Origin of the sequence: Rouxiella badensis (assembly GCF_026967515.2) — a bacterium.
Taxonomy (GTDB): domain Bacteria; phylum Pseudomonadota; class Gammaproteobacteria; order Enterobacterales; family Enterobacteriaceae; genus Rouxiella; species Rouxiella badensis.
In genome coordinates this window covers 1,260,342-1,273,377 of the sequence record NZ_CP114062.1, presented here as the reverse complement: position 1 = coordinate 1,273,377, position 13,036 = coordinate 1,260,342, and the positions used below count along the sequence as shown (strand labels likewise).

Below are 13,036 nucleotides of genomic sequence, written 5' to 3'. Positions count from 1 at the left end.
ATCGGGATAGTTATTGCGACATTTCGTAGGAGTAGGTTTCTACGTCGTCCTGGGTGAAGAAATACTGAGGAAGCGTTACCGCCTTATCGATGCCCAAGGTTGCCTCTAAAGTCCACCGGTCTTCATACTCTGATTCAGAGTTGATGAATGCTGTTTGCCGGGGGTCGCCTCCGGATATGGGGGCTATTGAGTCGCTTAAGGATTTAAAGGCCATGCAAGCCCACTCCGAACGGAATGCGGTCGATATCAACGACGCCAGCGACTGGGCCTCACTTCCGAAGCAATCCAACTGCACACGCCAGAATGCCGTTCGCTGCTGAATTTCGCTCCCCGGATCGCCAGCCTCATTCGCGTAGCTGATTCGGTTGGTAGATTTCACATCCTCACCAAGCGAAGTCATCGTGATGAAATTGCCTGTCGGCAGTGCCACTTTGTTTTGCTGGCTCTGGAGCACCGGCACATCGACGAGAAGCAGGAGAAATTTACGCAGTGCGGTGAACATATACGATTGCGAGAGCGAGTTGCTTACGTTGTTTGCAAACATAGCACTACCCTTGTCCAGTTCGGCCAGTTCTCCGGTACAGCGACAACCAGCCAGGTATCATCCCCGATCACGAATATGTCGCCGCCTTCATCCTTTTTTCGGTTCAATCCGCACCAGTTTCCGTTCGTGTGAACACTGGCAAAGATGCCCTCGAGGTTAAGATTGTCGATGTGCTGAAGGTCTCTTTGTGAAACAGCCTGCTTCTGCACATCCATCGTCACCGGTTCAGCGTAACTTGGTGTCATCGAGCCATCGTCTGCTGTCGTGTTACCGGCCGATTTATAAATCTGCGCCGACACGTTTGGGTTAACGCTCTGAGTAGCGCTGTTGACTATAGCCCTGAGGTTCATTCGATAATCTCGTAATCAATGGCGCGCTGATATGCGCCGGTATCAACCATGGGCTTTTCAGGCTCTGCCCTTCCCTTTTTGGTTTTCTCAGCAATGGTGACCGGCGCAAGCGGGGCAAACTCTCCAGCTTCGATAGTGGCCTGAATATCAGAAACCATCACACTGCCCAGTAACTGCAAGGCAGCCTTCACTGACTCGCCAGAAATGGGCTTGAGCGCAAGCTGATATGACAGGCCGTCACCCCAGCTATCTGACTTCGCGGCGATCGTGTTGCGAAATGCTGGGCGCGGGAGGACGAAATATTTCCCGCCCCGCACCATGTGACCAAACTCATTCGCGGCAGCGTATGGCGCAATCTTCTCCCCCGTCTCCGGGTTGGTGGCGCCGTCGAGAACGCCAACTTTCATGCTGATGTTTTTGACCGTGTTGATCCGCGCTATGGCTGCCTGGAGCTTTCCGCCAACCTTCAAAGATGACCCCTTACCCATGCGAACCTCTTACCCAAAGGGGTGAATGTATTTCTTCGCTACGTAACGGCCACCAACGACGTATTTGCGTGTGGCCTGCCAGTACATGCTTCCGCAAGGGGTTTGCTTGAACCATGAGGCGTTCGTGGCGTCAGGTACCGAGAACGACACGCTGACAGAGCCTTCCGATGCGCCAGCGATTGGCCCGGCCTGGCCGTCGTCCCAAAGCGCCATCGTCGCAATATGGCAAGTCAACAGGTAAAGAATGGTCTTGCGGTCGTTAACGCCGGTCACCGGGTCATATTTGATGATCGAGACGTCGGAGTTATCAACTAGCAGGCATGCCACGTCAAACGCCTGCTGGAGCTGATCAGCGGTGAGTGTGCCAGCGAATCGAGGGTACTTCGCCGTAAACTCAGTGGAGTCAAACGTGACGATAGCCATTATTCTTTAACCGCTTCTGCTTTTGTGATTGTCGTTTCGGTATCGACAGGTTCACGGCCATGACGTTTTTCGATCCGTTCACGGGCCATATCCTCAGCACTTGCAAAGTCATCGGCTGCGATAATCAGTTCGTTACGGAACAGCTTGGTTTTCCCGTGCTCTTTGACCAGGGCTTCCCAATCAGCAGCCGGAATTTCAGTTTTTCCGTATAATCCGACAGGAATTTTACCTTTATCCAAACCAATCAGCGACGTAGCGTTACCGTTGACTTTAATGACCTTCCCATTGCTGAGGCTGAACTCAATCCCGTGAGGATTGTTCATTCGGACATGCTTAATTTTTTCTGCGGCCATGATTTTCTCTTCTGAAAATAAAAAAGGCCCCCTGAGGAGCCTTTAAGAATGTGTAAACCTGATGATTGAGTTAAACACCAACCATCTGGGCATAAGCAAACGGAATCTTGATGATGCCACCGTAAGTAGTTGCCGTGAATTTCTGTGCGAAACTCGACAGCCCCGGAACGATGCGGCCAGCGCGCAGTTTTGCGCCATAGCCCAGCAAGCCCGTCTGCATGCCTGCCACTTTTGGCGCAAACATGAACATCGTCTCGCCTGCATCGCCAGAAAGCTGCGGGAGAACAACAATAGTAAGATTGGTGAAATACTTATGCAGCATATCCAGAACGGATACGTTGAAATCTGTCGCACCGCCGAACTGAACGCTGGTATCAGGAGAGACAGCCAGCTTAAGTTCGTCTTTGTTGGTGATGATACCGTTAGATTGCTTCACCAGGCGCTGGAATAGTGCCAGCACATCGTTATAACGCTGCTGAGTATTCTTATCCACCCACTCAGTCACAGGGGAACCATTCACTGTGACCGGAATTGGAGAGATAGCAGCCAGAAGGTTTGGATCGTTCAGCGCGCCGTAAATTTCCAGACCTTCAACACCCAGCAGGTAGAATTTGTTGGCATCAATATCGATGGTCGTGGCTGCGGAACGTTGCTTTTCAGCGGCCAGATTGATTTTTGCAACAGACGACGTCTCCACTTCCAGATCACCGTAGTCGATTACGGTACTAAAGCGATACTGTTCGCGTGTCAGCCAGTTAACGTTCACACCTGACCGGCCAGACTGCCCAAAGTCAGAATACGGGGAAGTGGTACCGGTAATTTCGTTGGTGCGCCACTTCATATAGGCTGTGGTCCAGTCGCCTTTTTGCTCTTCGCTTAAAAGCTCACGCGAGTTACGAGGCGCGGTCAGGATATCGATTACTTCGGGGTCGATATAAGCGGTAAATTCAGCCGGTACGGTGGCGTTGGCACTGGTGATTAACGCGGCATCCTGCGCCATTTTTGGCATGTTTGCATGATCAATCCACATGCGAGCGCCAGGGAAATTAAAGCCGTATTTAGCGGCCTGGTTAAAGGATAATGGCATTCTATCTCTCCAATCTACAGACGCGGGAAATCCTCGCCAGTTAAGGCGATACGTCTGCGAGATTAATCTATGGGGTTATTTAGGCAGCAGCTGAAAGCGAGGTCCAGTTTGAAATTGTGGCGATACCGCTTTGGGTGTCGTAGTTTTCGACGCGCCAATCAGTCTCAACCGCGCCACTTACCGTAGCGCCTGAGGCCGCACCTGAAATACTGCCGTCGGCCAGGGAGGCAAAGACTTTTTGGCCGATAGCGACTGCTGCGGTCGGTTTGACGTAATAGTCACCACGGCGAGCAACGGTCAGGACAGTGCCAGCTGGGAGCACCATCGTGCCTGGACTAGTCAGGTTGTAGTTGAAGTTCACGATAACGCGCTCAACCAGGCCCAGCGGCTGCACAGCCTCATCGGATGATGCTTGCGCCTCGGTGAAAGCATAAGCACCAGCCCAGACGAACTGACCAACCGTTACGTCGCTCGTTGCCAGCGGGTTGTAAGGCGTGTAAATGACAGCGTTGTTTGATGCGCGATCGCCGGCGATACCGGGGGAGTAATAAAGACCAACTTGTGATTGCATGGTAATGATTCCTTAGCCGAACTTAATGTTTGCGAGATGGGAAAAATGCCCTGTCAGCTCGGTATTTTCTTCTGGCTCAAGAGCGTGGTCATTTGCCATTGCAGAACGTTCCTGTGACATCATCATGTCGACCATGCCCTCGTATGCCGCTGGCGTGTAGTTCTTCACCTTAACGCCTTTTGCCTTCAGGGCGTGGCCGAAGATAGCTTCAGCGCTGTCGAACGCCATTGCGTCCAGCTCGCCGCACACCGGGCGAACCTTCGCGGCCGCAGCGGTAAGAGAGCGGGCTTTCGCCATCGCCTGCTCAGTGGCTTTTTGCATAATGGTGTTCGCATCCATCGCGCCAATTGCGTCCTTGTTATCTTTGTTATCAGGGTCATCACCAGGATTATCGTCGCCGGTAACTACTGGCTTGCCTGGCTCAGGATTTGCTTCATCCTTCGCGGGGGCCGACGCGCAAGCGATCAGCTTTTCCAGTAAGTCGTCAGGGACTTTCCCTTCCAACAGCGCACGCAGGCTTTCGGCAACGTTGTCATCGTCAAACGCCGGAGGGTCGCTTGGGTCGCCTTCTGTACTTTCCGGATCAGCGCTGACAAGCGAAGTGGCCGCTTCAATAACTTCGGCCAGCTCCTCAGCGTCCAGATAAGCATCTTGCGCCAGGAGTTTGCTGTATTTGCGTTCGACCGCTTTAGCGAGGGTCGATGGTTTTTTGTATGAGCCAACCAGCTTAGTTAAGTCGGTGGGCGCGGCATCCTGAGCCAGTAGCGGATTCAGGGCGGTGGCAAGTGCCGCGCGAACAGCGACTTGCATACGGGTCAGTTTCATAGGTTTCTTTACCTTTTTGATTTTCGACGGCATAGCGTCTTGAACACAAACGTCAGGGCCTGCCCTTCCGTCCTTAACCAGCGCAACGTGATTCCCCCGGATGTCTCGCATCACGAAGTCATACGCCACGCCGTTAAACTCACCCGGTGTAAAATCTGGGGTGTAGAAATAGCCGCAGCTAATTTCCGAGAGAGATTTATCCTCAATCGCGTCGATCGCCACCTGGTCGGTGACAGATAACGCATTGTCGAGATAGGGTGCGTCCCAAACCGGCGTTGTGCCGACCGAGCCGACCCTGACCTCCTTCAGAGGAGCGTGGGCGCTATCCCGCTGATGGACCATGAGCAGCGGCATGCCGTTAAACATGTCAGCCGACTTTTCCAGCTCCTCAGCGGGCCGGTAGCCGTAATAGACTCGCTCAGGGTCAAGGTCTAAGCCTTCCCAGCCGGGAATCTCCTTCCCGTAGTACGGCGCAACCTGCTCTTTTGTGAGGTGCGTGCGCGAGATGTGAAGATAGCCATTCTCATCCTTACGGCGTCGGCTGCCCTCGGCATCTAGCGCCAGGGCATCGAAGGCAATACCACGCACCGACTTTTTCCTGATTCTTCTCATTCAGCCCTCTAAATTGCAGGCATAAAAAAAGCCGCCTCAGCGACCCTATTAAGCAAATCCCGGCACAACCGGACGGAACGTGCAGTTACAGTTCGGTAACTCGCCGGGCATGATCCACTGGCCGCCGATGTAAGCGCCTTTCCTCAAGTCGAACTTAAGCTTGTCATTCCCGGCTTTGACGTGTGATTGACGATAGGTTTTGCTGCCCCCGCTATGGTGTTCCCATATCCCCTCGGTAACTCCTACGGCAATATTGCGCTCTACCGCAATAGCGTTCGTGGCCTTGTTGTTCTGGTCACGGGCTATCATGATTGCGCGCCGACGGGTCACACCATAGCGCTGCTGAAGTTCGTCTCTGAGCCAGGCAATATCACGCCCACGGGAAACACTCTCCTGTACGAGGAGATCAACCTGGGTGAGGTATTGCTCGGGGATACTCTTGATCAGGCTCACTTGAGTCTGATAGGTGGCCGCCAGGACGTTTTTCAGCTCGGGCGTGTTGCGCATCTTCACCGACATACCGGCGGTGTTGAGCGCATGGGTCACGGAAGATGAAACGGCTTTGTCGGTCGAGCGCACAAACCAGCTACTCGTGATTTCTGCATGCTCGTTAAAGCGCTCGCGCCACTGCGTGAGCAGCTTTGACAGCCGTGCTGCCATTACCTTCGCAGGATTCGCATCCTGTGCTATGCCAGGCATCTGACGCTTATACTCAGCCTCGAGCCAGTAGCTCACCGACTTGTTCATCTCATCGACGATATCAGTTAGTTTCTTCTGGTACCGTTGTTCTAGCCCCGCGTTCCCCCTCGTCGCCCGCGCGGTTTTCAATATCCGCATATAGGGCCTCGTCTTCTGGATTGATTGGTAACTGGTCGGCATCTATGCCCGAATAACCAGAATTCGGATCTGCCGCTAATTTCTGGCGGACCTCCTGCGGCGAAAGGACATTCCTGTCGAGATAGCTCGCATCAGAGTCAGATTTCGTTTTCTGCGTATTGGCAATCGCCGCGTCATCGTCCTCATTGAGGCTTCGAAATTCAAAGCTGACCGACTTATCGATCTTCCCGAATTTCACGATCTGGATGATATCGAGCGCCTTCTGCAAGCCAGGCCTGAATAGCTTGCCCTGCTCGGTCGCAACGTGATCGTTGTAGTTGGTCAAGTCCGCTTCGCCCGTGTTAAAACCTGCGGGCGAGATGCCCATCGTTTTAACCGCCGGTGTTCGGTTTATTGCCACTACAAATTCGAGCTGCTGGCGCACGATATCGGTCACTCCAGAGAGCGGCGTCACAACGTTTACGATGTCCTCCATCTCCATATCGATAGCAAGCGTACCGTCGTTGGAGCGATAAGAGTTCATGTAATCAAGGCGCGTATCGAGCGAGCTGGTCGAGTTTGGATTGGTAAGAATGTCCTGCATATCCGTTTTCAGGATGGTCAGACTGAATTTCTCCAGTAGCCGGGTAGCCGCCGCGCGCGCATCTTGGAAGTGGAGCACGTAGTCATACAAAATTTGCGCCCGAGGGATGCCGAGGAAGTTATAAGACGGCTTCAGCAGCACCGGCAGTTCATCGCCAACGATGCGGATCAGTCGGCTCGCATGAACTTCTTTACTCAACACCCACCAGGTATCCGGGTTGAAGTAACGCGGGCTTAGCGGATTGGTTGAGTCGTAGCGTCCTGGAAAGATATTTATCGGCTCGATGACAGTAAAGCGTTGGAAATTCTTCAGCTCTGCCGACTTGTCCGAGATGTCGAGAGGGAGACTCAGCAAAGTGTCCTTCGCGCCGGTATCGATGAAAATCAGGCACCCGCCGAAATAGCCATTCAGCTCAGCGGCTTTGTGAAACACCTCGCGGACCTGATAGTCGATCATCGCATCTTCGATAATCTTTTTATCGTCCGAATCATCGCCGTCGCCGTCGATATCAGCAGAGATGATTTCGATCCATTCTCGGGTCATGTCGTCCGCCACCGTCTCGACACAGGCACGAATGAGGCCGTTCTGAGCGATATTCGAAAGCGCGGCATAGCCCATAAACGCCGGACCGCCGCCTAAGCCCTGTCCCATCTCGAATGCGTGCTGCAAGAGCGAGTAGCCCCCGCTGTTATTCATCGCATGGTCAACAGCTATAGCGGCTCCCTTCGGCGTTCCCAGCGTCTTGGCTGGGCCGAATAGCGCCTTGATTTCGTCCAGCGTCGGGATGTATCCAGGTTCCTGAATCCTTTCGCGCGCCGTCGCTCCCAGATTTAGCCCCTTACGCTCGCGACGTGCAGAGGCCCGCCGCGCATTACGACGTTGAGTTTTTGTTGTCATAGATTAACCGCGTCGTGATTGAAGGTTACGTGCGCGCGCCCTGGCGGCAGTGCTTGGGTTCATGTTTAGGCCGCCCGCGCCGACGCTTAATTCGGTCAACGCCCAGACGGCGGCGTCGAGCCTGTCCGGGGATTTCTTCGCGGTGGCCGGTACGTACTCTAGGTACTGATTTTCGACTTGGTACAGGTTGCCCAGGTGAGCGACCTTACCTTGCGAATAAAGCGCCGAAATTGGCTCAGCTCGGGCGAATTTACCTTTGCTGGCGTGAACGCGAATGATGCGCCCGTTGAATCCGGCGTTCTTCAGCGTTTCCTCGGCCATATCGCCGCCCTGGTTCGTCTCAATAACGATGGCATCAGCGTCGTGCGCCTTGTACGCATCGATAGCTCTGGTTGCCCATCCATTCGGCGAGTAATGGCCCGAATAGTCGCCATCGAGGGAGTACAAGCGCTCTTTGCCGCCACCGTAGGAGGAAGCGACGACAATCCCCGTTTCATCGCTGTCTGGATTGTTGGAGGCCTGCGGGTCGATGCCCACAACCGTTCTCGACTTATCCAGGAGGATAGACATCTGGTGCGCAGCGTTAACCATGTCCTCAGTCCATAGGGCGCCCTCGGCGTTAAAGCGCCGTGGGTTCTGCATATACTGGGCTTCGGCTGTACGCCGGTGAGAGAACAGCGCTACACGGTGAGACTCGTTGTGCTTAAACGGCCACAGCCAGCCATCAGGCAGGCCATGATCGATAGGAATAGCGTGAGTGTTGTCCGGGTAGAGGTCGGCGTAGCTCTTGTGGTTATCGATGATCACCGGCAAATTCAGGTGATGCCACATTTCACCGCTTCCCCCGCGCAGAAGATAGCCGCTGAGGTCGTGGTAATGGATGCGCTGCATGATGACGATCATAGGCGTGGTTTCAATAGCCAGGCGCGATTTGATCGTTTCGTTAAAGCGGTTGTTTACGCCATCACGTACCGTCTCCGAGTAAGCATCATCCGGCTTAACTGGGTCATCGATGATCAGTGCGCCTTGCCAGCCTGGCTCCATATGCCCGGCACGAAAGCCCGTTACCTGCCCGGCTGCCGACGACGCATAGACGCCGCCGCCGAACTGGTTCCACCACATCGCCTTACTGTCCGCATCATCGCGCAGCTCCATAGGCCACATGCTCTGATACGCGCGAGACTTAATTACGCCGCGCGCAGTCGAGGAGTTAAGCAGCGCCAGGTTGTGCGAATAGGACAGGTGCATGAAGCGGGCGCGATTGTTCAACGCCAGGCCGCGTCCCATCATGTTGATGGTCGCCAGCTCTGTTTTTGTATAGCCAGGCGGAACGTTGATGATCAGCCGGTTTATCTCACCAGAAATCACCCGGTCGAGGGTCTGCTGAATCACCTCGTGGTGTGGCGCGACAATCATCTTGCCGCCGGTACGCTGCTTGAAGAAGTAGCGGGAGAAGTAAAGCCCGTCCTCCTCGCATTCTATGCTTCGCGCGTAATTCCTCTGCTCAACAGTCGTCATCCTCCAACATCTCCTGTCGAGCTTGCCTGTATTCTTCTTTCGTCAGCGTTGTTGATTCGATCGGGCCGCCATCCTTCCCTGTATGCTCAATCTTCTGCCGGTTGGTATACGCGTCGCCAGCCTCTTTGGCCGCCTGCTCAATAAGCTGGGCGGTCATACCAAAGTTTTTCATGCCTTCAGCTTTAGTTGCCATGCGATCCAGAACCCGCAGACGATAGGCCTTATTGGCGATAGGGATATCCGATACTTCTTCTTGAAAACGCTTCCTGGTGCTTGCGAAAAGGTCTACCCATTTCTGGCTCAACTTGGCAGCCATAGCGTTGCCAGGGCTGTACTGAGAAACCTGCTGGCGAGAGACTTGGACATTAAATTCAGCCTTTACAAGCTCAACTACTTTTGCGGGAGGCTCAAAGCATGCTAACGATTGAACAATGAAGGCTTTGACCTCTGTTGAAAGTGCGGCCATAGGTTTCCTCCATGACAATCTGAATAAAGCATTAGGCCAGTCTTAGCAGGCACGTACCGCATGCTCTCGCAATGTCGATTCCCGCGACCTCTGGTTTTTTTTTCGCAGCGTCAATCATCTCCTGGACTTCAACGCTCGCACCGTATCTTCGAACAACGCCAATAAATTCTTCAACGTCGTGACCCCTCATTGCCAATACCGGCTGACCTTCTTTGTTGAATTTTGGCGCGCCGAATTCATCCTTGGCCTGGCCGATGTGATAAAGCTCATGCTCGACCAGTGCGCAGAATTCAAGGTCAGTGCACTGAGAACAATAGTCTGCTGCCAGTGTGATGATGAATTTCGGCACTTCACCGAACCACTCATGCATCTGCTGCTCCATTCTGGCCTTCTGCCAGCCACCGACACGCATTGCCACTTGCTCGGCTTGACCTAGCACAGTTCTACCCTGCTTTTCGAATGCCGACGATGCCCACATGATTTTTATGTCGGCTTCAATCAGGTGGGCATGGTCTTCGTTATAAAGCGGACCGTCTTCATCAAGAATTTGTCCGTTAACCCATTCAAGAACTTCGGGCGCAGGAAAGACTCGATTGTAAAAATGAAATCTGCCAGCAGGGTCTAATGGTGGCATCGGTCTTTTGATAGAATCGGTCATTTTAGAATATCCTGCTGGCTAGTTGAGTATTACCCTCGGCAATTTCATCACCACCACCTAAGGATTCAATATGTTTATTCTGTCAAAGGCACTCTATGAATGCCTTTTGCAGAATTTTATAAATTACGCCACAGCAGCTACTGTGCCATCATATTCTGAGTTATCTCCCACTACAGCAGTAGTCGATGCCAAAGCATCAGATGTAGGGTCTGTGCTGCCCGGGAACAGTGCAGCGATTGAGGCTGTCACTGCATCAGCCAAGCCAACGGTTTTGGCTTCAGTGATTTTGCTTGCGATCAGTGCTGTCACATCTGCGTCGGTAATCGCAGATTTTAGTTCGTCGGTGGTTACATCTGTCATTTTTAACTCCTGAATTTAAGGCAATAAAAAACCGCCCGTAGGCGGTCTCATTATTTATCATCGATATAAGCATCAATTTTTCTGATTACTTCATTTTCAGCGAACAAGGCATAATTAAAAGCCCCTAGTAGAGAATGCTCTTCTAAAGGAGAACCAAGTTGGCTAATGACCAAGCCCGTTTGAATATCCGTAACTTGATAACTGAAGCTAAATTTTGTTGGGTAAGTATTTAAAGTCATGACAACTCTATAACCGTTGTATTCAAAATCCCGCTCCATAGACATGCCCACCTGATTATTTATTAGAAAGGAGACCATGATGAGCCAGGCTTGAATTTTTGTTAAATGTTATTAACAAAATTGGCTAATATTTTAGCGTTACATTTATAGATACTTGTTTTTCAGGGCCACCAGCTCGGCTTCGGCGTCTGCACCTAGCACTTTGATGCCGTGCTCAACGAACGCAACAAACGCTGCTACCTCAGCTTCTGCTTTGGCTTTGAATTCGGCCAGTGCGGAAGTGGTCACAGCTGCGGCGGCAGTCGCAACGGCTGTCTCTACCACAGTTGAGGTATCAGCTACTGGCGCTGTCACTACTGCGGCAGCAGGCGCTGCTACTTCTGCACTTACAACAACTGGCGCTACTGTCTGTGCTGAAGTGTCTGTTGCTACGACTGCGGCAGCGGGAACAGCTGCTGCGGGCAGGGTGACGTCTACTACTTGGTCGGTCATGGTAACTCCTGATGATTGGGTTTCAGCCGTGGCGGCTGGGGTGTAATAAAGACCTTTCAGCCATTCGAAAAATTGCTTAATCATTTCTGTCTGGCCTCTTCGATTCTCTGAATGCGTTGGTATAGCAGTAGGATTATTTCCATGGCGCAGAACCCTCCACGCTCATGCAGCCGTTCGAATGACTGACTGCCATGCCCTTGGGCTGCATATTCTTTGTAGGCTTCACGGGCAATCAACTCATCGACGTCATTCGCCCTGGGCTTTTGCATTGGGACTTTGGTCATTGCGAGTTACCTCAATTTTGCGGATGCCATCGAGTTGATTGTTGCAGTTCTGTAAGTTGGTCAGCAGCAGCTCGTTCCACAGCACCGCCGCCCCGTAGGTTAGAGGGTCACTTGGTGGCGGCGATGGCTGGCACTGCTGAAGCAGACTTGTCGGAATTGGTGTTACCGGAACCTGTACGTATTGCGTTGTAGTGTGTGAGCAGGCTGTCAGCAGCGGCAGAAGGAATATTAACCACAGTGCACGGCTCTGTTTGCAGAACCGTTTTAATGACGACTTGCCGATCCTGACTCTTGGCAATATTCGATTTCTGGTCATCGATTGTTGCTCCGGCGATCTGGTTGAAGATGCCCACAGAGAGCGCCTGAGATTGGGTGATAAATTCAGCCTGATTCTTTGCCTGATTGGCGGCGGAAATCTCGGATTGTTGGCTCACCGTCTTACCGTAGAAGTGGAAAGCGATGAACATCAGCAAGCTAATGCAGGCCAGAATAAGCACAGTGGTCATCACGGCGATTTTGTTGATCATGAGAGCAGCACCCCAATGAACAAGCACCAACCCCACCCTTCTTTGCCAAATAGCGCCATCACGAAGGGAAAGAAGAAAAGCATCGCGGCTACCTCATGACGATTCATGATTGCCCCATTAGGCAGACTTGCCTGTCAATCTCGCGCCGGTTGATTAGCCCGCGATTACGCTGCTTGTTCACGTAGACCCACTGGCGCAGATCGTTACAGGCTTCAATCGTGTTACCGGCGTTGAGATGACGCAGCAAAGCAGAACGACGGAAAGCCCCAACCCCGACGTTGTAGGCGAAGGAGTAAAGCGCCGCACGGGTGTATTCGTCGATCGGCACCTTCACGGCGGCGTCCACGGCTTTTTTAACCGGGATCAGGTGTTTTACAAGAAGCGCATCACACTCTTTGTCAGAGTAGTGGTGTCCGGGTATCACGTCTGCGCCGGTTATGCCGCTGCATACGGTCCATACGCCGCCTTGGTCACGGTAGGGCGTGCTGCGCTGACCTTCTGCGCCGTCCGGGCCACCGAGCAGAGCAATCGCTATTGTTAACGCGGTTGTTCCGCCCAACTTAAGGATTTTATTTCGCATTGCCGGTGACATAGCCATTAGGAATCAGCCTCTTCCATCTCACCAATTACGTTACTCACGTTGCTGGCTACAGTAGCCGGATCGGCTTCAGCGCTGGCCTTTTTTCCTGCCAGATACGCCTGAAGGACTTCTGTGCGCTTCTCGTCCTGAATCTGACGCTCTTTCAGGGCGCGCTTATTATTCAGGTAGGAGCTAAACGACAATATCGCGCCGAGAATTGCGCAGAATACGTAAACCCATTGTTCAGTAGTAAGGCCCGCCGCACTGGCAAGCGCCGTAATAGTGGCCCAAAAATGTGTCCAAGCTCCGTCGTTCTGTTGGTTCATCTTCATAATCTCCACC

Annotated in this window: 21 protein-coding genes; all 21 read right to left on the bottom strand. The window is 52.8% G+C overall.

The window, feature by feature from the left end; all coding sequences use genetic code 11:
• Nucleotides 1–10: 10 nt before the first annotated feature.
• Complete coding sequence (locus O1V65_RS06190) at nt 11–544, bottom strand: phage neck terminator protein (protein ID WP_269130308.1); 534 nt, start codon at nt 542–544, stop codon at nt 11–13.
• On the bottom strand, nt 526–894 hold the full coding sequence (locus O1V65_RS06185) for a hypothetical protein (protein WP_017491622.1): 369 nt from the start codon (nt 892–894) through the stop codon (nt 526–528). The genes O1V65_RS06190 and O1V65_RS06185 overlap by 19 nt, the downstream gene beginning before the upstream one ends.
• Nucleotides 891–1,382 carry a hypothetical protein gene (locus O1V65_RS06180; RefSeq protein WP_081601400.1) on the bottom strand — a complete coding sequence of 164 codons (492 nt, stop codon included), beginning with the start codon at nt 1,380–1,382 and terminating at the stop codon, nt 891–893. The genes O1V65_RS06185 and O1V65_RS06180 overlap by 4 nt, the downstream gene beginning before the upstream one ends.
• 9 nt (nt 1,383–1,391) lie before the next feature.
• Nucleotides 1,392–1,805, bottom strand: coding sequence for a DUF4054 domain-containing protein (locus tag O1V65_RS06175; RefSeq protein WP_269130307.1), 414 nt, complete (start codon nt 1,803–1,805; stop codon nt 1,392–1,394).
• Nucleotides 1,805–2,158, bottom strand: a complete 354-nt coding sequence (locus O1V65_RS06170; RefSeq protein ID WP_017491625.1) for a hypothetical protein — start codon at nt 2,156–2,158, stop codon at nt 1,805–1,807. Before O1V65_RS06170 ends, O1V65_RS06175 begins: the two co-directional genes overlap by 1 nt.
• A gap of 70 nt (nt 2,159–2,228) precedes the next feature.
• On the bottom strand, nt 2,229–3,245 hold the full coding sequence (locus O1V65_RS06165; protein WP_017491626.1) for a hypothetical protein: 1,017 nt from the start codon (nt 3,243–3,245) through the stop codon (nt 2,229–2,231).
• Nucleotides 3,246–3,324: 79 nt separating this feature from the next.
• The gene (locus O1V65_RS06160; RefSeq protein WP_269130306.1) at nt 3,325–3,816 is read right to left on the bottom strand and encodes a structural cement protein Gp24; all 492 of its coding nucleotides are present in this window, start codon (nt 3,814–3,816) and stop codon (nt 3,325–3,327) included.
• Between the two features lie 12 nt (nt 3,817–3,828).
• Nucleotides 3,829–5,229 (bottom strand): DUF2213 domain-containing protein, encoded by a 1,401-nt coding sequence (locus O1V65_RS06155; protein WP_269130305.1) that lies wholly within the window; start codon nt 5,227–5,229, stop codon nt 3,829–3,831.
• 72 nt (nt 5,230–5,301) lie between these two features.
• A complete protein-coding gene (locus O1V65_RS06150; protein ID WP_269130304.1) occupies nt 5,302–6,000 on the bottom strand; it encodes a phage head morphogenesis protein in 699 nt (232 codons plus the stop codon).
• A gap of 13 nt (nt 6,001–6,013) precedes the next feature.
• Entirely contained in the window at nt 6,014–7,570 is a 1,557-nt protein-coding gene (locus tag O1V65_RS06145; protein ID WP_269130303.1) for a phage portal protein, read from the bottom strand.
• A gap of 3 nt (nt 7,571–7,573) precedes the next feature.
• Complete coding sequence (locus O1V65_RS06140; protein WP_269130302.1) at nt 7,574–9,088, bottom strand: phage terminase large subunit family protein; 1,515 nt, start codon at nt 9,086–9,088, stop codon at nt 7,574–7,576.
• Nucleotides 9,075–9,554: a DUF2280 domain-containing protein gene (locus O1V65_RS06135; protein ID WP_269130301.1), complete on the bottom strand. Its 480-nt coding sequence runs from the start codon at nt 9,552–9,554 to the stop codon at nt 9,075–9,077. Before O1V65_RS06135 ends, O1V65_RS06140 begins: the two co-directional genes overlap by 14 nt.
• 31 nt (nt 9,555–9,585) lie before the next feature.
• Nucleotides 9,586–10,212 (bottom strand): putative metallopeptidase, encoded by a 627-nt coding sequence (locus tag O1V65_RS06130; RefSeq protein WP_420066646.1) that lies wholly within the window; start codon nt 10,210–10,212, stop codon nt 9,586–9,588.
• 123 nt (nt 10,213–10,335) lie between these two features.
• A complete protein-coding gene (locus O1V65_RS06125) occupies nt 10,336–10,572 on the bottom strand; it encodes a hypothetical protein (protein WP_269130300.1) in 237 nt (78 codons plus the stop codon).
• A 50-nt stretch (nt 10,573–10,622) separates the two neighbouring features.
• Nucleotides 10,623–10,856 carry a hypothetical protein gene (locus O1V65_RS06120; protein WP_269130299.1) on the bottom strand — a complete coding sequence of 78 codons (234 nt, stop codon included), beginning with the start codon at nt 10,854–10,856 and terminating at the stop codon, nt 10,623–10,625.
• Between the two features lie 99 nt (nt 10,857–10,955).
• Complete coding sequence (locus tag O1V65_RS06115; protein WP_269130298.1) at nt 10,956–11,303, bottom strand: hypothetical protein; 348 nt, start codon at nt 11,301–11,303, stop codon at nt 10,956–10,958.
• Nucleotides 11,304–11,383: 80 nt separating this feature from the next.
• Nucleotides 11,384–11,587: a hypothetical protein gene (locus O1V65_RS06110; protein WP_269130297.1), complete on the bottom strand. Its 204-nt coding sequence runs from the start codon at nt 11,585–11,587 to the stop codon at nt 11,384–11,386.
• Nucleotides 11,550–11,744, bottom strand: coding sequence for an Rz1-like lysis system protein LysC (gene lysC / locus O1V65_RS23145; RefSeq protein ID WP_420066651.1), 195 nt, complete (start codon nt 11,742–11,744; stop codon nt 11,550–11,552). The genes O1V65_RS06110 and lysC overlap by 38 nt, the downstream gene beginning before the upstream one ends.
• Nucleotides 11,695–12,114, bottom strand: coding sequence for a hypothetical protein (locus tag O1V65_RS06105; protein ID WP_269130296.1), 420 nt, complete (start codon nt 12,112–12,114; stop codon nt 11,695–11,697). The genes lysC and O1V65_RS06105 overlap by 50 nt, the downstream gene beginning before the upstream one ends.
• 103 nt (nt 12,115–12,217) lie before the next feature.
• On the bottom strand, nt 12,218–12,712 hold the full coding sequence (locus O1V65_RS06100; protein ID WP_269130294.1) for a lysozyme: 495 nt from the start codon (nt 12,710–12,712) through the stop codon (nt 12,218–12,220).
• Complete coding sequence (locus O1V65_RS06095; RefSeq protein ID WP_017491641.1) at nt 12,712–13,026, bottom strand: hypothetical protein; 315 nt, start codon at nt 13,024–13,026, stop codon at nt 12,712–12,714. The genes O1V65_RS06100 and O1V65_RS06095 overlap by 1 nt, the downstream gene beginning before the upstream one ends.
• Nucleotides 13,027–13,036 lie beyond the last annotated feature (10 nt).